The 19,274-nt window shown below is 68.8% G+C and carries 22 protein-coding genes and 4 pseudogenes; 18 read left to right on the top strand and 8 right to left on the bottom strand.

The window, feature by feature from the left end; genetic code table 11:
- Nucleotides 1-80 precede the first annotated feature (80 nt).
- The gene (locus EAO73_RS27565; protein WP_147974259.1) at nucleotides 81-743 is read left to right on the top strand and encodes an HAD family hydrolase; all 663 of its coding nucleotides are present in this window, start codon (nucleotides 81-83) and stop codon (nucleotides 741-743) included.
- Here the strand turns inward: EAO73_RS27565 and EAO73_RS27560 are convergent.
- Complete coding sequence (locus EAO73_RS27560; protein ID WP_147974258.1) at nucleotides 724-1,947, bottom strand: helix-turn-helix domain-containing protein; 1,224 nt, start codon at nucleotides 1,945-1,947, stop codon at nucleotides 724-726. The genes EAO73_RS27565 and EAO73_RS27560 overlap by 20 nt on opposite strands.
- Before the next feature lie 664 nt (nucleotides 1,948-2,611).
- Here EAO73_RS27560 and EAO73_RS27550 point away from each other — a divergent pair.
- The 7 genes from EAO73_RS27550 (at nucleotide 2,612) to EAO73_RS27520 (ending at nucleotide 8,283) form a co-directional block, all read left to right on the top strand.
- The gene (locus EAO73_RS27550; protein ID WP_147974256.1) at nucleotides 2,612-3,154 is read left to right on the top strand and encodes a hypothetical protein; all 543 of its coding nucleotides are present in this window, start codon (nucleotides 2,612-2,614) and stop codon (nucleotides 3,152-3,154) included.
- A gap of 127 nt (nucleotides 3,155-3,281) precedes the next feature.
- Entirely contained in the window at nucleotides 3,282-3,659 is a 378-nt protein-coding gene (locus EAO73_RS27545; protein WP_224756503.1) for an ATP-binding protein, read from the top strand.
- A 644-nt stretch (nucleotides 3,660-4,303) separates the two neighbouring features.
- A complete protein-coding gene (locus EAO73_RS27540) occupies nucleotides 4,304-4,495 on the top strand; it encodes a hypothetical protein (protein WP_147974255.1) in 192 nt (63 codons plus the stop codon).
- 66 nt (nucleotides 4,496-4,561) lie between these two features.
- On the top strand, nucleotides 4,562-4,954 hold the full coding sequence (locus EAO73_RS27535) for a hypothetical protein (RefSeq protein WP_147974254.1): 393 nt from the start codon (nucleotides 4,562-4,564) through the stop codon (nucleotides 4,952-4,954).
- 67 nt (nucleotides 4,955-5,021) lie between these two features.
- Nucleotides 5,022-6,227: a hypothetical protein gene (locus EAO73_RS27530; protein ID WP_147974253.1), complete on the top strand. Its 1,206-nt coding sequence runs from the start codon at nucleotides 5,022-5,024 to the stop codon at nucleotides 6,225-6,227.
- Nucleotides 6,227-7,129, top strand: coding sequence for a lactate/malate family dehydrogenase (locus EAO73_RS27525; RefSeq protein ID WP_147974457.1), 903 nt, complete (start codon nucleotides 6,227-6,229; stop codon nucleotides 7,127-7,129). The genes EAO73_RS27530 and EAO73_RS27525 overlap by 1 nt, the downstream gene beginning before the upstream one ends.
- Nucleotides 7,126-8,283, top strand: coding sequence for a hypothetical protein (locus EAO73_RS27520; RefSeq protein WP_147974252.1), 1,158 nt, complete (start codon nucleotides 7,126-7,128; stop codon nucleotides 8,281-8,283). Before EAO73_RS27525 ends, EAO73_RS27520 begins: the two co-directional genes overlap by 4 nt.
- Nucleotides 8,284-8,412: 129 nt before the next feature.
- On the opposite strand, the pseudogene EAO73_RS27515 reads toward EAO73_RS27520, so the two are convergent.
- Nucleotides 8,413-8,790 (bottom strand): annotated as a pseudogene (locus tag EAO73_RS27515) (AAA family ATPase); the annotation flags it as partial.
- Between the two features lie 411 nt (nucleotides 8,791-9,201).
- On the opposite strand from EAO73_RS27515, the gene EAO73_RS27510 reads away from it, so the two are divergent.
- Together EAO73_RS27510 and EAO73_RS27505 are read left to right on the top strand one after the other, a co-directional pair.
- Entirely contained in the window at nucleotides 9,202-9,690 is a 489-nt protein-coding gene (locus EAO73_RS27510; RefSeq protein WP_147974251.1) for a hypothetical protein, read from the top strand.
- Nucleotides 9,691-10,222: 532 nt separating this feature from the next.
- Complete coding sequence (locus EAO73_RS27505) at nucleotides 10,223-10,651, top strand: hypothetical protein (protein ID WP_147974250.1); 429 nt, start codon at nucleotides 10,223-10,225, stop codon at nucleotides 10,649-10,651.
- 251 nt (nucleotides 10,652-10,902) lie between these two features.
- Here the strand turns inward: EAO73_RS27505 and EAO73_RS36160 are convergent, their stop codons facing one another.
- On the bottom strand, nucleotides 10,903-11,181 hold the full coding sequence (locus EAO73_RS36160; RefSeq protein ID WP_191134273.1) for a hypothetical protein: 279 nt from the start codon (nucleotides 11,179-11,181) through the stop codon (nucleotides 10,903-10,905).
- Between the two features lie 387 nt (nucleotides 11,182-11,568).
- Here EAO73_RS36160 and EAO73_RS27495 point away from each other — a divergent pair, with 387 nt between their 5' ends.
- The 4 genes from EAO73_RS27495 (at nucleotide 11,569) to EAO73_RS27480 (ending at nucleotide 14,398) form a co-directional block, all read left to right on the top strand.
- On the top strand, nucleotides 11,569-11,835 hold the full coding sequence (locus tag EAO73_RS27495) for a hypothetical protein (RefSeq protein ID WP_147974249.1): 267 nt from the start codon (nucleotides 11,569-11,571) through the stop codon (nucleotides 11,833-11,835).
- A gap of 299 nt (nucleotides 11,836-12,134) precedes the next feature.
- Nucleotides 12,135-12,491 (top strand): hypothetical protein, encoded by a 357-nt coding sequence (locus EAO73_RS27490; protein WP_147974248.1) that lies wholly within the window; start codon nucleotides 12,135-12,137, stop codon nucleotides 12,489-12,491.
- Nucleotides 12,492-12,560: 69 nt separating this feature from the next.
- Nucleotides 12,561-13,058, top strand: coding sequence for a DinB family protein (locus EAO73_RS27485; RefSeq protein ID WP_147974247.1), 498 nt, complete (start codon nucleotides 12,561-12,563; stop codon nucleotides 13,056-13,058).
- Nucleotides 13,059-13,225: 167 nt separating this feature from the next.
- Nucleotides 13,226-14,398 carry an MFS transporter gene (locus EAO73_RS27480; protein WP_224756482.1) on the top strand — a complete coding sequence of 391 codons (1,173 nt, stop codon included), beginning with the start codon at nucleotides 13,226-13,228 and terminating at the stop codon, nucleotides 14,396-14,398.
- 82 nt (nucleotides 14,399-14,480) lie between these two features.
- On the opposite strand, the pseudogene EAO73_RS27475 reads toward EAO73_RS27480, so the two are convergent.
- The 4 genes and pseudogenes from EAO73_RS27475 to EAO73_RS37410 form a co-directional block, all read right to left on the bottom strand.
- A pseudogene (locus EAO73_RS27475) lies at nucleotides 14,481-14,636 on the bottom strand (IS5/IS1182 family transposase); the annotation flags it as partial.
- A 66-nt stretch (nucleotides 14,637-14,702) separates the two neighbouring features.
- Nucleotides 14,703-14,882 (bottom strand): integrase core domain-containing protein, encoded by a 180-nt coding sequence (locus tag EAO73_RS27470; protein ID WP_147974246.1) that lies wholly within the window; start codon nucleotides 14,880-14,882, stop codon nucleotides 14,703-14,705.
- Nucleotides 14,883-14,969: 87 nt separating this feature from the next.
- Nucleotides 14,970-15,101: a hypothetical protein gene (locus EAO73_RS37415; protein ID WP_412075368.1), complete on the bottom strand. Its 132-nt coding sequence runs from the start codon at nucleotides 15,099-15,101 to the stop codon at nucleotides 14,970-14,972.
- Complete coding sequence (locus EAO73_RS37410) at nucleotides 15,098-15,334, bottom strand: hypothetical protein (RefSeq protein ID WP_191134246.1); 237 nt, start codon at nucleotides 15,332-15,334, stop codon at nucleotides 15,098-15,100. Before EAO73_RS37410 ends, EAO73_RS37415 begins: the two co-directional genes overlap by 4 nt.
- Here EAO73_RS37410 and EAO73_RS36830 point away from each other — a divergent pair.
- Together EAO73_RS36830 and EAO73_RS36825 are read left to right on the top strand one after the other, a co-directional pair.
- A pseudogene (locus EAO73_RS36830) lies at nucleotides 15,279-15,791 on the top strand (DUF4157 domain-containing protein); the annotation flags it as partial. The gene EAO73_RS37410 and the pseudogene EAO73_RS36830 overlap by 56 nt on opposite strands.
- A 343-nt stretch (nucleotides 15,792-16,134) precedes the next feature.
- Nucleotides 16,135-17,031: a hypothetical protein gene (locus EAO73_RS36825; RefSeq protein ID WP_224756508.1), complete on the top strand. Its 897-nt coding sequence runs from the start codon at nucleotides 16,135-16,137 to the stop codon at nucleotides 17,029-17,031.
- Nucleotides 17,032-17,265: 234 nt separating this feature from the next.
- Here the strand turns inward: EAO73_RS36825 and EAO73_RS37405 are convergent.
- Nucleotides 17,266-17,439, bottom strand: a pseudogene (locus tag EAO73_RS37405) (Tn3 family transposase); the annotation flags it as partial.
- Between the two features lie 178 nt (nucleotides 17,440-17,617).
- Between EAO73_RS37405 and EAO73_RS27445 the strand changes: the two are divergent.
- Both EAO73_RS27445 and EAO73_RS27440 read left to right on the top strand, forming a co-directional pair.
- Nucleotides 17,618-18,511, top strand: a complete 894-nt coding sequence (locus tag EAO73_RS27445; RefSeq protein WP_147974242.1) for a metalloregulator ArsR/SmtB family transcription factor — start codon at nucleotides 17,618-17,620, stop codon at nucleotides 18,509-18,511.
- Nucleotides 18,508-19,137 (top strand): dihydrofolate reductase family protein, encoded by a 630-nt coding sequence (locus tag EAO73_RS27440; protein WP_147974241.1) that lies wholly within the window; start codon nucleotides 18,508-18,510, stop codon nucleotides 19,135-19,137. Before EAO73_RS27445 ends, EAO73_RS27440 begins: the two co-directional genes overlap by 4 nt.
- The last annotated feature ends 137 nt before the right edge of the window (nucleotides 19,138-19,274 follow it).

Below are 19,274 nucleotides of genomic sequence, written 5' to 3'. Positions count from 1 at the left end.
GGACACGGAGGTCAGGGCCCAGCCACCTCATTGTGTTAGCTGCTATTAGAACCGATAATTGACCCACGTAGGATCGGCGCATGATTCGCGCAGTCGTATTCGACGTCGGTGAGTGCCTGGTAGACGAGACCCGCGAGTATGGGACCTGGGCAGACTGGATCGGCGTTCCGAGGCACACTTTCGCGGCCGTGTTCGGGGCTGTCATCGCGCAGGGGCGCGACTATCGAGACGTCTTTCAGGCGTTCCGGCCGGGGTTCGACTTGCACGCCGAGCGTGAGCGCCGCGCCGAGGCCGGCAAGCCGGAGCACTTCGGGGAGGAAGACCTGTACCCCGACGTACGAGACGCCCTGCGCACCCTGCGGGCCGACGGTCTGTGGTTGGGGATTGCCGGCAACCAGACGGTCCGCGCCGGTACGATCCTTCGGGAACTGTTCTCCAAGGACGTCGACCTCATCGGGACCTCCGACGACTGGGGTGCCAGCAAGCCCGATCCGGCCTTCTTCCGCCGCGTGGCCGAGGCTGTCCCGGCCGACCCCGGGGAGACCCTCTACGTCGGAGATCGCGTCGACAACGATCTGCGCCCCGGCGCGGCCGCCGGGATGCTCACTGCGCTGGTGCACCGAGGGCCATGGGCCTCGATCCAGTGGAACACCGACGAGGCCCTCAGCTTGCCAACATTCCGCCTGGAGTCTCTTCGCGAACTCTCCCCGAAGATCGCGGAGTTCAACGAGCCAGGGCACTGACCGTCGTCGACCATCCGTACAGCCGGTCGTCGAGGTCACGCACGCACTGCTCGTTCTGGTGCGGGGCGAGCGTCCGCCGCACGGTCCGTACTCGGTCCATTCCCGTCGCGTACCAGGTGACCTGTAGCTGATCGAGGGCGCTGAGGGCGTACTTGCACGCTTCGTCGGGGTTCCCCGCTGCTGCCTCGACCGCGGCCAAGTCCCCGTAGATCACGGTGCGTTGCTTGGCCTCGGCAGCCGGTATTTCAGCGAGGGCATCGAGGAGCGTTGTCCGGGCCTGCGGCAGGTGGCCGGCTTTCAGCTGGACGTTCCCTTTGAAGGCAGCCAGGCGCACCGGGCTGAACCAGTCCAGCCAGTCGGGTGACGGGTGTTCGGTTCCTGCGGCGAGCACGTCCTCCGCGTGGCTGATCAGGTGGAGAGCTGTTCGGGGGTTGCCGCACCGGGTCTCGCACTCGGCCTCGACCGCGTCCAGCCATGCCAGGAGTTCCGCTGACGGCGCACCGCGACGTGCGTAGGTCCGGGCAGCGACCATCCGCTCTGCCGCGTCGTCCCGCTTGCCGGCCCACGCCGGGATGAATGCGGTGTGAGCGAGGATGGCGGAGCCGAGCAGCGGGGCATCGGCCTCGCCTGCGGCCTGGAGGGCACGGAGGTACGTACTGCTGGCGTGGTCCGGTTCGCCCAGGTCGAAGAACTCGATCCGCCCGGCCAGCAGCCACGTCTCCGCGAGCGCCGCCGCCACAGCTTGCCGGGTCTGCCCAGCCGTCTCTGGGAGAAGAGCGCAGCCGAGGGTGGCATGTGCGATTGCGGCCGGGTGGAGGGTTGCCGGGGCGACGGACCAGTAGAGGCGTCGATGCGACCGTGTCACAGCCTCGAAGTCCGCAGCGACGGAGGCCGGTTGCATGGTGGCGGTCGCCTGGGAGGGAACGGAGGCGAGGCCAACCGGGGCCCCTGCCAGGCCGCGGCGCCTTGCGTCTGGGCGGCCGCGCCCGTCGGGAGAAGTGAACCCCAGTGCGTCGAGGTCCTGTCCGAGAACCCGCGTGAGCGCTTCCCCGAGTTCGGGCTGCGGCCAGGGCGGGTTCTCGGACTCCCACCGACGCACCTGCCGAACCCCGACACCAAGGGCTGTGGCGAGGGCCTGCTGGGAGTGGTAACCGGCGGCGAGGCGAGCGGACTTCAGACGGATGTTGCTGGACTTCGGTGGCACGGGAGTCCTCCTTGACGACAATGCTGCCCAGTCTCACACCAAGCCCTCTGACTGACCACCCTTCCCCGGAAGGATGCATGAAAGCCCTCTTTTATGACGACAAGAGTCCTCTCAAAGCCCTCGAAAACGAGATGATGGCGGGCCAACCTAGGGTGCTCGCTCAGCTACCGAGAGGTCGAGATGCCGTCCGTGACCACTATCAAGAGCTGCCGGCTAGAGAGTGCCGGTCACGCCTGGGACGCAGTCCGCGTGCCTCGCAGCGTGGGCAGCGACGCCGTCTCCATCCTCGGGAGCCGTGCCGGAGCAGCCCTCCAGTACGAGGGGGGGATGTACTTCTTCATTGCCCCCGGGTCGGCGGCCACGTGGAAGGCCTCCGATGTGCCCGGTGCCCGGATCCTCGGGCCCGGCGCTCACGTTGTGTTCCCGCCGCCGAGACGCACCTCTGGGCCTGGTCCGCACTGGCGGGTCTGTCCGGTAGGCGAGAGGCTGCTCACCGTTACGGCGGCGCTTCGGGCCGCTCTGGAGGATGCAGCGGCCCCGCGGACGGAACCGATCCTGTGACCGCACCTGTGACACCGGCCCCCCGCTTATGGGGCGGCCCGATGGTGCCGGTCCGTGCGCAGGGTGGGGCCAGCGACTGTCGCGCCGCCGCCGGGCTGACGCCATGACGGGCGCGAGGGATGGGGCGAGCGGGGTCGTGCACCTGCGCCGCGAGCGGGAACTCGCCTCCGCCCACTGGCTGCTGTCCGCCGCCCCGGACATCGGCCGGAGCCGAGCCGAGTGGCAGGACCGGGGCTCGACCTGGTTGCGGCCCGGCTTCCTCTTCGGTGCGGTCGCGGTCCGGGCGGCCCTGGTCCACGCTGCGCTGGGTCTGGACGACCCGGTCGCGTGCCGGCTCCCGCTCGCGGAACACCTGGCCGGCCCGGTCTTCTACAGCCCTGAAGGGTTCGCCGGTGCGGGCGCGTACACGGTGATGGTCTCGGCGTCTACGGCCATGGCGTGGCGCTCGATTGGGTCGGAGCCGCATGACCGCCGGGCACTGCTGCTCGTCCCCGGCCCTGATCTGATCGAACCGCAGGAGAACCGCCCGTGGTGGGTTGTGCCCTTCGACGGGCCAGGGCTGCTGTGCAGAGCCCGGCCGCTGACCGCGCTGATCAGTGCGGGCCGCAGGGCTGCCGGTCGCCGAGGCGGTGATGACGGTGCCTGAGTCCCCGGCCGCCCTCGCGGTGTCGTCGCCTGCAGGGGCGGCCGGCCGAAGCCCTGCCCCGCGCAGGATTGGTTCGCTCGCCATGGTCGAGACCGGGGTAGGGGCGTTGCCCGCGTAAACAGAAACGCTGCCACGAGTTGCGGAGTCGGCACGCCGCGCCCGGCGCCTGGTGGACCTGGCCCTGAGCGTCTGGGACATGGACAAAGTTCGCGACGCTGCCGAGATCGTCGTCAGCGAGCTGCTGGCGAACGCCGTCCAGCACGCGCGTCGCGACAGTGTCCGACTGACCGTGACCCGGCTGAGCGACACCAGGGTCCGGGTGGCCGTGGTGGACCTGTCGCGCACGCACCCGACGCGCCGTGCCGCCAGCGCGGACGACGAGTCCGGGAGGGGTCTGGACATCGTGGACGCACTGAGCCACGGGCAGTGGGGCGTCGACTCGATGCGGTGGGGGAAACGCGTCTGGGTCGACCTGGACGGCAGCGGCGGAGCCCCCGATGAGTGAGCGCGCCCGGCAGGTCGTGTACCTCGTGGTCCTGGCCGGGATGGCCGTCGCGCTCGGCATCGGAATCGCCAGCAGCGGATCAAGGGATCGCTCATGGTGTGCGCCAGATGCGCTCGGCTGCGCGAGGAGGAGGAGCAGGCCCGCGCGGCCGGCGGCCACTCGCGCGCTGTGGACTGCCGAGTCCTGCTTCGGAGGCACCCCCATCGCGCCGGCGCATCGACACGGTCGGAAACCTCCCCCTCGTCGGAGCGCGAGTGAGTCACCCGCCGCGTTCCGCCCGGAAGTCCCGCTGGCTGCGTTTCTGCCAGGCGGCGGTCTTCCTCGCCGCACTGGTCCTGATCGTGGCCGCGGCCGGGTGGTGAGCGGCCGCCCCCTGGCCTCCCGCCCTGCCCGCCATCGTCTGCTCGCTGAGGAGTCACAGTGAAGGAAGCGGAACAGTGGACCCGAGCAAGACCCACGGTCGAGCCCGTTTACGACCCGGCCGACCCGCAGAGCGGGAGGGCCTTGGTGGACTGGCACCTGTGCGAACTCGGTCTCGGCGAGAAGCAGTTCCTCCGGGTCGGGAAGGACGGGATGCGGTACAGCCGACACGTGCGGCCGGCGGATATCGGCGTGTGCCGCGCGCATGTGCTCACCGAGGCCGCATGGCTCCGGGGGCCGAGCTGTGCGTCACGGTGGAGTGGTCGCCGGACGCCGCGATGCGCCGCGATCCGGTGCACTGGAAGATGCGGATTCCGGCTACCGCTCGTGCTCTGGAGTCACTGGGCTACGTCGTGGAACCCGCCCGCTTCGGCAATGCGCACCGCTTCCACCCCAACGCCGAATTCCTCGTGTAACGGCTGCCCCGTGGCGTGCCGCCGAGGAAGCCGCCGGCCGAGACCGACTGGGCGCTGTCGGAGCCTGTGCCCCCGAACCTCGCACGCCCCAACTGGCCGTGGAATGAGCAGTCGCCCGAGAACCTGGTCCGCGACGTGCTGAGGAAGGCCGGGCTCGACTCCAGTGAGTGCTGGTCGCCGTCCGCCCGGGTCGTCGTATTTCCCATCACCCAGACGGTGTGGCCGCCCGAAGCCGACCGCTGCACCTGGATGACCTGGTGGCCGGCGGCCGAGTACGCCTGTACGCCGGGCACCGGTGCGGTGCCCGAGGGCGCCGAGCGCCACTGGAGCAAGCACCTGGGCCGTCTGCGGCAGGTCCTGAGCGACGCGGGTCTCGTCGTCCGCGCTCCCGAACGCGCCTGGAGTCCGGTAGACGAGTCCGCCCAGTTCCTCGTCTACCGCGTTGCCAACTCAAGCTGACGCCCCGTTCCCATCCCACGGCACATCGCCTATCAGCACCAGAGGAAGCGCGACCCCACAAGGAGGCATGGTGACCATCACCACGGAGACCGGACAGTTAGACGTGCCCGCTCTACGCACCGCCACTCAGGAGATCATCACCCGGGCGGTCGCGAAGCGGTGGCCGGAGAAGGAAACCGTGCTCGGCCCACAGAGCCCGAGCGTCACGTCGTACGTCTGCCGGGTCATGGTCGACGGCGAGGTGCTGATCGCGAAATACAGCTGGTTGGGCATGTCCCTCGTGTCGATCCTGCGAGGGGCGGCCGGGCCGTGGGAGAACGTGCTGGAGGCGCAGCGGGCCTACGTGACGAGCGCCGACCTGCTGACCGCCCGCGAGGCGCAGCATCTTCGCCTCCTGCGGCGCCTGGGGCGGCCCCGGGTCTGCAAGACGGCGGGTCTGTGCGATGGCGTCCTCCTCACGCGAGTCGCGCCGGGCGCAACGTTGGCCGACGAGCTGTCCGCCCGCCCGTGGGACACGGCCGCGCTCTTGGACCAGGTCCTTGTCGAGCTGCGTGGTCTCCACGGCCCGGCCGGCGCCGAAGTCTTGCGTGACGCGGCGTCGATCATCGAGCGCTCCGTCGCCGGCGTGTTCCGCAGGAAGTTCGGCGGCCCGGCCGGTGCGGACTATCTGCGGTCGCTCGGCGCGGACAGCGGCCTGCAGGAGTTCGAGCGCGAGCAGATCAACGCCCTTTTACAGAGCGCGGTATGGCGGCTCCTCAAGATGGCCGACGGTCTGTCGGCGCGGCGGGACACGGCCGTGTTCGGGGACCTCAAGCCGGAGCACACCTTCACGGATGGCTCCCGCCTCCGATTCATCGACCCGGCGGTGCAGTGGGCTGCCGGACCCGAGCCGGACGTCGCGAAGCTCCTGGGCCGGTCGATCCTCCTCGCCCTCGACCACCCGAACCCGGCTGCCGGACGGCAGATCGTTCAGGGCGTGGCCTCGACGCTCGACCACTACGTGGCGACGCAGCTCGAACGCGAGCAGCCGCGGCGGCTGCGGGAGGTGCTGGTCCTGTGGCTCATGGACACGGTGAGCATCCTGAGCACCTGCCTCAGCGCTCCGCCGGGGCTGCCCCTGACCCGGCAGCAGCAGTTCCTCGTCACGCAGGCCCCTATCGTGGCTGGTCTCGTGGAACGCGTGAGTGCGCTCCTGGTCGGGTCGCTGTCCGGCGCCCGGCTCCTGGACAGGGTGCTCTCCACGATCGACGCGGCCGCCGGGAGCGCCCGGTGATGGCCCCGGTGGTCGGGATCGTCGGGACGGGTGCGGTGGGGCAGAGCGTCGCTGCCGCCCTCGTTGCCGCAGGCCTGCCCGGCCGGCTGCTGCTCGTGTCCCGGCGACCCGATCAGGTGCAGGGCCTGTGCGCCGACCTCCAGGACCTCGCGCACACCGCCCGGTCACGCTCCCTCATCGAGGCCGGTGAGGTCGATGACCTCCACGGCTGCGACGGGGTGGTGATCGCTCTGCGGAGCGACTTCACGAACACGGCCCGGCGGGACATCCGGCGCGGCGGCGCGGCGGCGAACGCTCCCGCGGTCGGCGAGCTGGCGCGTCAGCTGCGCGGGTACGGCGGGACGGTCCTCGTCGTGACGAACCCGGTCGACGTGATGGCCCGTCGGTTCGCCGACGTGTCGGGCTGCTCCCGGGTCTTCGGGATCGGCTCGAATCTGGACTCGGCCCGCTACCGCATTCTGCTCGCCCGGTACGCCCAGGTCGCCCCCGCGCGGGTGTGCGGCCACGTCATCGGCGAGCACGGTGACCGCGCCGTGGTGTGCGCGTCGACGACCACCGTCGACGGCCGCCCGATCGCGGTCCCGGTGCGTACCATCGTGGCAGACCTCCAGCAGCGGCCGGCGCTGATCCGCACCGGCATCGGCCGTACCCGCTACGGGCCTGCGGGCGCGGTGCTCTCCACGCTCCGCAAGGCCCTCGGCCTGGTCGACGGCGTCGAGGAGCTGTCCGTCCCGTACGGGGACGTTCACCTCGGAATTCCGTTGCGCTTCACCGGAGGCGAGGCCGTGCCGGCCCTGCCGCCCCTGACGCGTTCCGAACGCCTGTGTCTGGACTCTGCGGCCAGCAGTCTTCGCGACGCATACGCCCAACTCCCTGCTCTCCCCGAGAGGATCGCTACATGATCACCGCCACCCGACTCAAGGCCGCCGCAGCGGCCGTCACCGTGCTCAGCAACCGGCCGGAGGTCACCGACTGGGCCCTGCGCTACTTCGGACCCTGGTGGAACGCCGTGCCGGTGAAGGCGGCTGGCGTGTTCTCCGCCGCCCTGGTGGTCGCGGACGTCGATCCGGACGACTACGAGGCGGTCACCCGTCTCGTCGGCGACGGCCGGGCCACGGACACCGTCGAATACGCGAGGCACCAGCTGCTGGTGGCACGGGACGGGGACGACATCATCGCGACATCGCCGTGCGAGGGCATCGCGTACCGCAGCACGCCCTCCTCAGGCCGCATGGTCCTGTCCAGCACCGACGTGCAGCCGCTCGCCCTGGCCGCCGCGCGCATCGCCCGGGAGGCGATCCGCGGCCAGCTCCTGAGCGACGGGTGGGCCGTACTCCACTCCTCCGCCGTTGTACGACCGGCCGACGGCGCGACGCTCCTCACCTTCGGCGACAAGGGCGCCGGGAAGACGAGCACGGCGCTGCTGCTCGCCTCAAACGGCTGGCAGCTCCTGGCCAACGACCGGGTGCTGGTGCGGCCGACCGGCGAGCGGGACGTCGAGGTCGTGCCCTGGCCGTCCGCCGCCGCCCTCGGCCTCGGCCTCCTCCACTCGCTCGGCTGGGAGGACAAGGCGCGCGAGCACCTGCGCTCCGGCGGCAGCTTCCACCCGACACAGCACGAGTCAGTGACCGAGGCGCTGCTCGCCGGCGACCACACGCCGCTGTGGGAGAACGCAAAGCGCGAGCGGAAGGTCCAGGTGTTCCCGGACCAGTTCCCGGACCTGTTCGACGTCCCGCTGGCCACCAGCGGCCGGGCGGCCGGCCTCCTCTTCCCTCAGATCGACGCCGACGCAGCGCCGGACATCACCGACGGCACCCGGACGCTGGGCGAGGCGGACTTCATGTCCGGGAAGACGGAGGACCGCTACCCCGACGTCTTCGGGCAGGCGCAGGGCGTGGACGGGGGCGGCCGCGAAAGCGCCCGAGCCGAGGTCGCCTCGCGTCTCGCCGAACTGCCTCACCGTGCTGTCCGGCTCAACCACGACATCCCGGCGAGCGCCGCGGTCCTGGCCAAGGTTGCCGACGCAATCATCACCGGGAGCGCACCGGGAGCGTGAAGGCAATGGACCGCGCGTGTGCCGGCTCTCAGGACCGTCCGGGCCGGATGATTTCCTCCCCTCACCCCGGGGCACCTCGAAGCGGGCGGCGAAGTCGGCCAGGGCCTGAGGCGTCACCGCCAGTGCGTTGGCGTCCGCCCGTTCGTTGCGGTGCGCCAGACGGCGGAGCAGTTCGTCGTATTCCGCCAGGAAGTACAGCAGCCGCCACCGGCCACCGGCCGACTCCACCAGTTCCTTCATCGCGTCGCGGTCCCCGCGGCGCCACAGACCGTGGTCCCACACCACGTCCCGGCCGGCGGCCAGCAGTTCCACGAGCTGCCTGCGCAGTTCGGCGACGACCGCGGCCTCCTTCCCGAAGTACGTGTCCGGCCGGTAGTCGACGCCGTACCGGCCATGACGTTCAAAAACCACCTCATCCGCCGACAGCCGTATAGCGCCCCGAGGCTCCAGCCGCACTTGGGCGTAGGTCGTCTTTCCCAAACCAGTGAGCCCCACCAGCAGGAACATCAGCGGGGCGCGATCGGTCACAACACCACTCCTGTCCCGGTGGCCGGGGCGGTCGGATCAGGGCACCCGGTTCCGCCAGGCCGGTCCGAGTCAGGCGGTAAACGTTGTTGTACAACCCCGTGCCATGCTCGATCGCGGAGACGGGAACCGCCGCCGGACCGAAGACGCGGTGGCAGACCTCGGCGTACCCGCCCCCCGGGGGACCGACCCCCTACCCACGTAGGGGGTTGGTCCTGGCTCCGTGGAGTGATGCACAGAGCGAGTCCTTGCGCCTAGTTTCCCGGGGTCGATGGAACACACCGCCGGCCACAGCGTGAGGATCAGGTCATGAGGGAAGTAGCTTCGCGGCACGGCAGCGGCCCCGCCAAGGCGCACGCTCACCCGTCCACAGCTTTCATACAGCGCGCGGCTGTGGGTGCCGCGCTCCTGCCGGTCTCCCTCGCCGCGGTCGCCGCGGTCGCCACCGGACGACCTGAGGCAGCACGCCGTTGGTGGGGGCGCCTTGCCGGGGAGGACATCGCGAACGGTCACCGGCCCAGTGCGGTGCGGCTGTTGGTACACGGGCTGCTCGCCATACCGCTCGGGCTCCTCACGCTGATCCCGATCGGCCTGGAACTCCTGTTCGTGCTGCGGGGGGTTTTCTACCCGCTCGTTCAGCCCGGTCCGTACACCACCGCGTGGGGCGGTCCCACGACGGGTGGCGCATGGCTTGCGCACTTCGGCGTCGGCCTGCTCACCGCGGCCGCCGGTCTAGGACTGCTGTGGCTGCTCGACCGGCTGCATTCCCGGCTCGCGGGCGGGATGTGGGGTCGCCTCGTCGGAACCCTGCCGGTGTTGGCCACCGTACTCTCGCTGCTTGGCGGGGCGGTTCTGGTCAACGCCTGGATTCACCAGCTGTGAACGGGATGAGAGTTGCAGCCGTACTGATGGGCAGCGTGCCGCTGGTAGTGGCTGGTCCGGGCGCGCTCTTGATGGCGTCGTCGCCATACAGACCAGTGGAACCGGAAGGTCGTGAGGACGGCTGGGCAGCTGCGAGCGTTGCGAACAGGTGCAGGATCTCGTTGCAGGTCAGCGGGAGCAGGCCGTCCGGGGCTTGGCCTTGGATGCGTTCGTGGGCGGCGAGGAAGGCGTGGGCAAGTATCGCGAGGTGACCCAACGGCGCTTACTGACCGTTTCAAATTGAAGCCCACTGTGCGACATGGCGTTTCTACCCCCGAGCCTGCGCAGATGCGCGTATGGGGGGCGGGCTTCCTCAGACACGGGGATCATGAGGTTGCCGCCGTGTGCGGCGGGCGCGAGCCAGAAACCGATCTCGCCTGGTACCTGCTCGGGAACCTCGCTGGGCAAGTCCTGCCTCACGACTGACGTCCTATCACACATAAAGCTAAGATCACCCCTCACCGAGAGAGTGTGCGAAGAAGCAGGGGGTCCCGTGGCTACAGTTCTGGCCAACATCGGAGTGCTTCTGATCCCGTTGGGGATGCTGATCTGTTTTCTCAATTCCGGAGGACTCGTGGTTTTTCTGAAGCTACGAGCACTGAAGCTCTACGGAGTCGAGGGAGAGGCGATCCCCACGCTGGATGAGTGGATCAGCAAGGGACGTCGCGTCTTTTACGACGTGCTCATCCCTGGGGGCGATCCCATGCGTCCGCCCCGCTTCATCGAAATCGGCAGGGACCCGGCCGGGCCTGTGGGGAGTGTCGTCCCCGTGGTGTACGACCGGAGGAAGCCGAAGCGGGCCAGGACGGGAACGCTCGACGAGATCGATTTCGCCGACGAGTGGGGCGGCGTCAAGTTGTTCTGGGGTACAGGACTGGCCGTCATGGCGCTCGGCGCGCTGCTCGTGCTCGTCTTCCACTGAGGGGCAACGGCCCATGGCTCCAGACCTCAGTACTGCACGCCTGCAGCCTTTTCACCCAACCTTGATCCCTTCACAACGAGTTCAGCCGAGTGGCCTGTGTTCAACGATCATGATGGGAAGGGTGTTGGAGTGCGTGCTGCGCTCGTCCCGGACGACCTATGAGAACGGATAGTCCCGCTTCTGCCGCCTGCTCCCGAGCGGCGTCACCGCCGACCAGTCCGCGACGAGCACCCGGGGCATCAGCGGCGCGATCACAGCCAGCCAGGCTGGGTGGCATACTCGTCGCGCACCAGGTGGCGCTCGCTGCGGAACTGGCGGGACTCCTCCGGCGCGACCCGCAGAATCACCGGTTCCGCCCGGCCGGTCCACGTCAGCCCGTAGACGTTGTTGTACACCCCCGTACCCAGCTCGACCGCGGAGACGAGAACCACTGCGGAACCGAAGGCGCGTCGGCAGATCGCGGTGATCTCCCGCCCCGTCAGTGACCACTGATACGCCTCAGGAACGCGCTCGACCCGGTGGAAGTCCATGCCGGCCAGCATGCCGCGCGGACCCAGCGCACAGGCACGAGGGCGCAGGTGATGACTGTGCTGTGGGTGGCTCAGACCCTCTCGACACGCACGACGTGGCCAGAGAGCAGCCGGTCCATCACCTCCTGGTGAGTGGCACATTTCACGCCCCTATTTCGGCGCCCAGCTCCTCGCCGAGGTCAAGGACGATCTCACGGCCGCCCTCGGGACAGTGATGCGCCGCCGCGGCCGCAACGCAGGCAACGTCTGGACGTACGAATCACAGAGCGGCGCGGATAGGAGAGCCGCGGGCAGCACCTCCAGAGCAGCGTGCGCACCCTCGTGAGAGGTGTGCCCAATKCCAGCTGATTCCTTCCCGCACCAGTCCCGGCACCCGACACTGGACGCATGCACTATGAGGAGAGAGCCAAGCTCACGATCGCGAGAGTCCTGGTCCCGCTGGCCCTCATTGTCGCCTCACCAGTACTGCTGATAGCGGGAGAGCCGATCCGCCGCCGCTATCTCCGCTACATCTACCGCGATGAGGCCACGCAGATCCTGGACAAGGAGCATGGCCGGGTCAGCATTCACTACTTCGTCGTCACCAACCCGCTCCTGCAGTGGCTCTGCCGGCCCACAGAATCCCTTGTCCGCCTCATCGAGCGCCGAAGCTGAACGGCCACGAGACAGCCTTCCGTTCGCGTCAGGTCCAACAAGGCTCAATCGTCGGGGTCGGCGAGCCCTGCCGCCAACGCCGCTTTCCAGCGTGCGGACCCCGACCATCGGCGCGCCGCGCCTGCACCAAGGCCGCTGACCTGGCACTGCCCCCGCGCTGACGCTCGCGGTCGGGTCCTGCCCTGGCGCCGGGGTCAGCGTTTGGACAACCGTCTGACCTGCGCATTCGGGGGTTTGGGTCAGCGATTGGGTCGGGGGGTCTGAGAAACATTCACGGCATCACCTGAACGGGAGCTGTCGTGAATGGAACACGGGCTTTTGAGTCGCTGAACGCCGAGTGGGACGTCGTCTGCGCCAAGCCGGGCCATACGGCAACGGTGCTGGGCTGGCTGCGCGCGAGCAGCGTCCCGCTCACCGACACCATGGCGACGGGTGGCCTGCAGGGGGTGCTGGCCGAACTCGGGCGCCGCGACCGGACCCAGGGGCGTGCGCACAGCGACCGGTGGCTCCGGGTCCTCCTGGAGCGGGCGGCCGGTGAGAGGGCCGGGGCCTTGCTCGCGGCGCGATTGGTGGTGCAGGCGATGGTGCCCGGGGCGATGCGGCTGACGCGTCGTCTGCAGGCGGGGCGGGACTACGACGAAACCACACAGAACTGACATCACACTCAGTCAGCCCTCCACGAAAAGTGAGCCAGAACCCGAGTTTCGGCAGCAGTTGTTCGGCCCATGACTGACACTGAACTGACCACGTTGCTCGGCGTCCTGAACAGCAAGCGCAAGCACGTCCTGGATATCCTGGAGGGCCTGGAGGAGGAAGCGCAGCGGCGCCCGGTGCTACCGTCCGGCTGGACGTGCCTGGGGCTGGTGCACCACCTTGCCCTGGACGACGAGAAGTTCTGGTTCCGCGCGGTTGCGGCGGGAGAACGAGCGGCGATCGAGGAGATCCTCGGATCCGGCGAAAACGCGTGGCAGCCCACCTCGGAGATGACAGCCGAGGAGGTCTTCGCCCTCTACCGCCAGGAAGGCGAGCTCGCGGACGCCTTCCTGGCCGGCGCCGACCTGGACGCGGCCCCGGGCTGGTGGCCAGACTTCTTCGGCAGCTGGCGGTACGACAACGTCCGCGAGGTCATCCTGCACGTGATCACTGAGACCGCCACCCACGCCGGCCACCTGGACGCCGTGCTCGAACTCATCGACGGCAGGCAGCGGCTGGTTGTCACCTGACAGGAGAGCCGCTCCGCTCTGCCGACCAGGATCGTCGAGCGCAAAGCCCGGAGTTCAACTCATTCTGAAACAATGAGTTAGACGGGACTGAGCAGGCACCTCGCTGCGCTTGTCCGCCTGGTGCAATTCGGTTGCGGCTGACCTATGTGGCTCGTTGGGATGGGTTCATGGGTGGTGTCGCGGAGTCGGGAAATAATCAGGTAGTCGCGCGGTGGCGGCGCTCGGCCGTTCTCGCTGCCCTGATGCTGGCTGCTTTCACCTTCAACACAGCAGAGAATCTCCCGATTGGCCTCTTGGAGCTCATCTCGGGGAGCCTCGGGGTGTCCGTGTCGGCGGTCGGTCTGCTCGTCACGGGATACGGAGTCGCCGTGGCCATTGCGTCCATTCCGCTTGCCCACGTCACACGGACCGTGCCCCGACGCCGTGTGCTGAGCGGGGTACTGGCAGCCCTGGTCGTGTCGAGCCTGGTTGCGTCGCTGGCCAACCATTACTGGCTGCTCCTCGGGGCAAGGCTGCTGACCGCTCTGGCCCAGGCGCTGTTCTGGGCCGTGATGGGACCGGTAGCGGCGGGCCTGTTTGCCCCTGAGATCCGCGGCCGTGTAATAGGAGCGCTGTCGGTCGCAGGCTCCCTCGCTCTCGTCGTCGGCGTGCCCGTCGGAACCTGGCTGGGCCATCGGGCCGAGTGGCCAGTGCCTATCGCAACGCTGGCCGGTCTGGGACTCATCTCCTTCATCACGATCGCAGTTCTGCTGCCGACCTCACATCCGGAGGCAGAGCCAGCCGCCTACGGCACCAGCCCCGACCCTCACCGGTTCAGGATCGTGCTGCTGGCCGGGGCCATGTCGGCGGCAGGAGCTTTCGCAGGATTCACCTACCTCGTGAAGTTTCTGGAAGATGTGAGCAGGTTCGCCCCGAACACGGTCAGCGTCCTGCTCATCGCCTTCGGCGCCGCGTGTCTGGTCGGGGTCAGCATCACAGGAGTGCTGCTGGACCGCAGTCCGCGCACCGTACTGATATCCGCGGTAGCGACCCAAGCTGTGGGCATACTCGGCCTCTATGCGACGGGCACCGACCAGATCACCGCAGTGCTGTTCCTGATGCTGATGGGCGGTGCGCTCGGACCGGTATTCATGGCCACGCAAAACGAGATGCTCCACTGCGCCCCAGGCCGCACAGACATGGCACTGGCGGCGAACTCAGGCACGTACAACGCCGGCATCGCCGCGGGGGCCGCACTCGGCGCACTGATCCTGCCGCTCGCCGACGTGACTGGCGCTTTCCTGGCAGGCGGGCTATTGACGGCCGGAGGCTGCGCCGTGCTTCTTGCGCCCGAGGCATAGGACGTCTGTGACGTCAGCGCCACGGGCCTGCCGCTGATCTGATGGACAGCGCATCGACTCTCTGTCGGTCCATACGGGTGGGCGTCGCCTTCGGGGGCTTGTTCCATCGGAGGTTTGTACGCGTGATGCGGCGGGCCATGAGGGTAATAGCGGCCCAGGTGATGAGGGTTTCGGAGTGCTGGATGAGGCGTTCGTAGTCCCCCGCGTGGCGGCGGGCGTGCATCATCCAGGCCAGTGAGCTGTACCGAGTTTCGTAGAGTCCGGTGATCTTGCTTCAGGCGGACTGCGGGGTTTGCTCCTGGCTCTACCAGAAGGCTTCCTCGTACTCGGCAGGCGGCACGTAGTCGAGCGCGGAGTGCAGACGCTCATCGTTGTACCAGGCGATCCATTGGAAGATCGCGCGTTCGACCTGGGCGACGTCCTTCCAGGGGCTCTGCATCTCGATCAGCTCGGCCTTGAAGGTGCCGTTCAGGGCCTCGGCCATCGCGTTGTCATACGAGTCCGCGACCGAGCCGGCCGACGCGGAGGCGCCGATGTCGGCGAGCCGGTCGGTGTACCGAATTGATACGTATTACGACCCTCGGTCGCTGTGGTGAATGAAGCCGGAGTCCTTCTTGATCCTCCGTCTCCACAAGGCCATCTCCAGGGCATCCAGGGGGAGTTCGGTCCGCATGTGGTTCGCGACCTGCCACCCGACGATCATCCGCGAGTGCACATCCAGGACGAACGCCACATACGCCCACCCCGACCAGGTGCGGTATAGGTCATGTCCGCCACCCACAGCTGATCCGGCTGCGAGGCGGTGAAGTCGCGGTCGACCAGGTCAGGCGGACGCGGCGCCGACGGCTCTGAAACCGTGGTCCGGCGCTGTCGACCACGGATGACGCCCTCCAGACCCAGCTCGGCCATCAGCCGCTCGACGGTGCAGCGGGCCACCTCGACGCCCTTGCGCCCCAGGGCTCGCGTGATCCGCGGGCACCATAGGTACCGCCCGACTCGGCATGAATCTCTTCGATCATCGGCCCGAACGCCTGTCGGCCGCGGCGCGATACCGCTCCCCGGGCTCTTGGCCCTCCAGGGCAGCGTCGGCAACGCGGCAGTCGTCCAGATACTCAACCGGACCGGATACCCCTGGGCCCACGAAGAGCACGAGCACAGCGCCGGCTGCGGTCACCAGCCGGCCGAGCGCCCCGTACAGTGCTCCGCCGTCCCCGACGTCCTGCGCTCCCCGGGCAGCCCCCTCGACGACGACACGCGCACCGAGATGGAAACGCGTCTGGGCGCGGACCTCGCAGACGTCCGCGCCCAGACGGACACGACCGCGCGAGCCTCAGCGGCGGAAGTGGGGGCTCACGCCTACACCTCGGGCAACCACGTCGTCACCGGCGACGGTGGCGCCGACAAGCACACCCTCGCGCACGAACTCACGCACGTCATCCAGCAGCGGAAGGGCCCGGTCGCCGGCACGGACAGCGGCTACGGTCTCAAGGACAGCAATCTGTCAGACCGGTTCGAGCGGGCCGCTGAGGAGAACGCGCACCGGGTGATGTCCGGGTCCTCCCCGGTCCAGCGCGAGGCTGTGGACGCGGGGCGCGGACCGTCGACGGCGGGCGGCGGGGCGCCCGTGCAGCGGACCTTTCAAATGACCAGCAAGACGTACGACGCGGGGAACGCCGAGGAACTCACCGAGGCCATTCGACAAGGCGAAGGGCGGCCAGAGGCACTGGACCGGGGAGGTGAAGAAGACCGTCGTCGCCCAGGCCAGGCAGATGGCCGAGGCCGAAGCCTTTTACCGTCGCTTCCGCAGCTACGACGAACTCCTCAACAGCGCGTTGCAGCTGGTCAACCAGGCCACGGCGGCGGGCCTGCCCACAGTTGCGCCCGGCCCCGTGCGGACCGGCAGCCCCGAGCCGGCGGAGGGGGTCGAACCGGCGGTGGAGATCACGGGCCAGGAAAAGATCAGCCGGCTCGCCATCTTCCGTCGCCGAGCCTCCGACGTGAGCAGGCAGAAGGAGCTCGACGAGCTCCGGGACACCAAGAAGGGAGTCTCGGGCTTCACCTACAACCCTGTGCCCGACAGCAAGTACACAATCGGCCACACCAGCAACTTTCTGCTCGGCGACTCGGACAAGCACGCCTACGAGGAACTCTTCTCATTGGCCCGGATCCACACCGGCCTGGATGACGCGGCCCTCGCCAGCCGCTTCGTCCACGCCCTCTCCCACCCGGGCGACGCCTTCGAGGGCCTGCCGGCCGAGGGCCGGAAGCACTGCGCGAAGGTCGTGGCCCTCATCCAGGGGCCCGAGTTACGCCGGGCCGCGGGCAACCCGACAGTCGCCATCGCGGCCTTCAACAAGGTGGTCTCCACGCAGGGGCTCACCTTGGAGAAGACGCTGTCGCAGTACGCGATTTTCGCCGTGGCCGGCGGATCGGCGGAATCCCAGTTCCACCGCAAGGAGGTGCTCGAGACCCCGGAGATGCGCCAGCGGGCGCTGAACGAGTACGACTCGCTCGCCGAGCTGGTGAGGGTCAACGGCTTTCCCACGGACACCGAGGAGCAGTTTCTCAATGGGTGCCAGTACGTGGTGAATGCCAACATGGACGCTTTCAAGAAGACGATCAGCTACAGCTAGCACCGCGCGGCAGCAGGTGCGACCACGACGGCGCCGCCGTCCGCGAAAGGGAACTCTCGTCCCTCCAGAACCTTGTTGATCCGCTTGAGACGCGGCAAGAGGTCGAAGTGCAGAAGCCTTGTGATGCCGCACCCGTTTCCGACCGGCCATGCGACTCCGTGTAGGTGGCCTTGACGTCCATGGTGGTGCTGTGCCGCATGGCGCCCTCGATACAACTCGGTACTGCGGGCGGGCGAAGGTGGCGTCCGCGATGTCGATGGCGATCTGCCGGGCCGTCTCCGCGGTCAGGTACCGGCGGCACACGTAACACAGTTCGTCCTCGGTGGGGCCGTGGCCGCCGTCAGCGACGGCCACGATGCCGGTGTTCGTGCCGTAGGCGTAGATCACCAGGAGCAGGTGCTCAGCCAAGACCTCCGCGAGTCACGCAGGATGATGCCGAGACTGCCCCACGCGGTGGCTTGGCCCTGGGTGTCTGCTCGATGTAAGACGCAGGGCTGTAGCCGCTCGCATGGGACAGGGGAAGGCGGCTTCACATCAGGAGCGCATTCCTTGACACGAATATTCCCTGAGAGGAATACTTCTGGCCATGGACGACGATCCCCACTTGGCCGCACTTACCGCGCTCGCCGACCCGGCGCGCTGGCGGCTGGTCGGCCTGCTGGCCGAGCAGCCCCGCTCGGTCGGCGTTCTTGCCCAGCTGGCGAAGGCGCGCCAGCCGCAGACCACCAAGCACCTCCAGATGCTGGAGCGCGCGGGTGTCGTGACCTCTCAGCGCACCGGACAGCGCCGCATCTACGTCCTGAAGCCTGGCCCTCTGCGCGACCTGGCGTCCGCGCTCGGCCGGCTCGCGGACGGCGCCGACGAACCGGGCGGCCCGCGCGCGGCGTTCGAGCGCTACGGGCTCACACTGGACGCGGAACGGCTCGCCGCGAAGGACGACGGGTGGGCCGACGGCCGCTCGTTCCGGTTCCACCGGTCACTGAGCGGGCGCCCCGAGCTGGTCTGGCGCCATCTCGCGGAGGCCGACCTGCTCGCCCTCTGGTGGACTCCGGACGACCTCCGCGTCTCCACGCTCGTCTTCGAGGCGCGGCCCGGAGGACGGATCGTTCAGGAGTACCGCGACGCGGAGGACATCGACGGCACCGACGCGGTCGCCGGACGCGCCGAGGGCTTGGTCGAGGACGCACGCCCCGGTGCACACCTCGCCTACCGGCTCTTCCCGCTGCTCCCCGACGACAGCCCCGCCTTCACCGCGCACATCTGCATGGACCTGCGGCCCACCGCCGCCGGCACGGACCTCGACGTCCACTGGCGCATCACCGACAGCACCATCGACTCGCCGGACTTCGTGGCCGGCATCGAGATCGGCTACGGCCAGAGTCTCGACAGGCTCGCCGCCGCCCTCGCCGAGGTCGCGCACGCTACCGGCGACCCCACGGACCACACCCTCGACACCACCGAACCCAGGAGCGCGACATGACAGCGCAGACCGACCGCCGCCGGGTGGTCACCAACATCGCCCTCTCCCTCGACGGCCGCTACGCGGCACCGGACAACCCGCTCGACATGAGCTGGGTGATGCCATACGCCGTGACGGACGTTGCACGCGACCACCTGACCAACCTCTGGGAGCCGGCCACGACGGCCCTGCTCGGCCGGGTCAACGCGGAGGGTTTCCTCGGCTTCTGGCCGACCGTCATCGGCATGGATGGCGCCGACCCGCGCGACGAGGGCTTCGCCAAATGGCTCGTCGACACCGACAAGGTGGTGCTCTCCTCCACACTGGACGAAGCCCCGTGGGAGCGGACGACGATCGTCGACAAGCCCGTGGCCGAGGCGGTGACGGACCTGAGGGCCGCCGAGGGCGGCGACATTCTCGTGCTCTCCAGCGCGAGCGTCATCAAGGCCCTGCTGGCGGCTGACCAGGTCGACCGGCTGGCCCTCACGGTCTTCCCGGTCTTCCTCGGCAGCGGCCCCCGCCTCTTCGACGACGGCCTGCCCGCCGCGCAGTGGAACCTCACCACCCAGAAGGCAGGCGAGTACGGAACGCTCTCCCTCGTCTACGACCGCGTCCACCCGCCTCACACGGCGTTGGACGATGCATAGTTCCTGACGGCCCTCGCCTGAACGGCACCACGCGCCCCGGTGCGCAGTAGGGCGAACGTTGCCTGACGCGGCACCAGCTGCTGCGGATTTCCGTGTCGAATCCAGCCAACGGGGCACCCGGAGGGGCGTCCGGCGAG

It is taken from the genome of Streptomyces sp. col6 (assembly GCF_008042035.1).
In the GTDB taxonomy this organism is placed as follows: domain Bacteria; phylum Actinomycetota; class Actinomycetes; order Streptomycetales; family Streptomycetaceae; genus Streptomyces.
This window is presented reverse-complemented; position numbering and strand designations above follow the sequence as displayed.

Coding starts and splice junctions, on each gene's coding strand:
- EAO73_RS27565 (WP_147974259.1), top strand. CDS start 81: ATGATTCGCGCAGTCGTATTCGACGTCGGTGAGTGCCTGGTAGACGAG.
- EAO73_RS27550 (WP_147974256.1), top strand. CDS start 2,612: ATGACGGGCGCGAGGGATGGGGCGAGCGGGGTCGTGCACCTGCGCCGC.
- EAO73_RS27540 (WP_147974255.1), top strand. CDS start 4,304: ATGGCTCCGGGGGCCGAGCTGTGCGTCACGGTGGAGTGGTCGCCGGAC.
- EAO73_RS27530 (WP_147974253.1), top strand. CDS start 5,022: ATGGTGACCATCACCACGGAGACCGGACAGTTAGACGTGCCCGCTCTA.
- EAO73_RS27525 (WP_147974457.1), top strand. CDS start 6,227: ATGGCCCCGGTGGTCGGGATCGTCGGGACGGGTGCGGTGGGGCAGAGC.
- EAO73_RS27520 (WP_147974252.1), top strand. CDS start 7,126: ATGATCACCGCCACCCGACTCAAGGCCGCCGCAGCGGCCGTCACCGTG.
- EAO73_RS36160 (WP_191134273.1), bottom strand. CDS start 11,181: ATGGACTTCCACCGGGTCGAGCGCGTTCCTGAGGCGTATCAGTGGTCA.
- EAO73_RS27495 (WP_147974249.1), top strand. CDS start 11,569: ATGCACTATGAGGAGAGAGCCAAGCTCACGATCGCGAGAGTCCTGGTC.
- EAO73_RS27485 (WP_147974247.1), top strand. CDS start 12,561: ATGACTGACACTGAACTGACCACGTTGCTCGGCGTCCTGAACAGCAAG.
- EAO73_RS27480 (WP_224756482.1), top strand. CDS start 13,226: ATGGGTGGTGTCGCGGAGTCGGGAAATAATCAGGTAGTCGCGCGGTGG.
- EAO73_RS27470 (WP_147974246.1), bottom strand. CDS start 14,882: ATGGCCGAGGCCCTGAACGGCACCTTCAAGGCCGAGCTGATCGAGATG.
- EAO73_RS37415 (WP_412075368.1), bottom strand. CDS start 15,101: ATGATCGTCGGGTGGCAGGTCGCGAACCACATGCGGACCGAACTCCCC.
- EAO73_RS27445 (WP_147974242.1), top strand. CDS start 17,618: ATGGACGACGATCCCCACTTGGCCGCACTTACCGCGCTCGCCGACCCG.
- EAO73_RS27440 (WP_147974241.1), top strand. CDS start 18,508: ATGACAGCGCAGACCGACCGCCGCCGGGTGGTCACCAACATCGCCCTC.